A 413-nucleotide genomic window follows, 5' to 3' on the forward strand; every position below is an offset into this window, starting at 1 on the left:
GGTTGGATTCGTGCCGACCTGTATCGAGCGATCATCGATCCGGATCACGACGCGCACTCGTACACGGTGGATTGTGTGATTCAGGCCGCCGCGCTGGGCCGCCACGTGTACAATTAAGGGGGTATCATGTACTACGAAATCAATGTGAGCCGCGACGGCAAGCACTTTTTCGCGACGGCCCCGCGCAGCATTACCAGCATGCACGACCTGCAAAGCGTGTACCCTGTTCTCAGCAACGCATTTCCCGCGTCGGACGGTTATGAACTGACCGTAACGCGCTGGGAAAATCGCGGGTATAACGTGAACATGGGCGACAACCGCGAGCCCCCGTCGGCAGCGGATACACTGCTGCGCGACGCTCAGCGCGATCCAGAGTAAAAGGCGCGTGCAATACCCTTGCATAGTGTAGGGGT

General features: G+C 58.6%; 1 protein-coding gene. It reads left to right on the plus strand.

Translation table 11 applies throughout. The features are described 5' to 3' along the window. The first annotated feature begins 126 nt into the window (after window positions 1-126). On the plus strand, window positions 127-378 hold the full coding sequence (locus tag AC1RO3_RS08705) for a hypothetical protein (protein WP_289854931.1): 252 nt from the start codon (window positions 127-129) through the stop codon (window positions 376-378). The last annotated feature ends 35 nt before the right edge of the window (window positions 379-413 follow it).

It is taken from the genome of Dellaglioa sp. CoH-57-MRSF-19 (assembly GCF_056781975.1).

Bases quoted from the DNA above. Each gene is read 5' to 3' on its own strand.
- AC1RO3_RS08705 (WP_289854931.1), top strand. From the start codon at position 127: ATGTACTACGAAATCAATGTGAGCCGCGACGGCAAGCACTTTTTCGCG.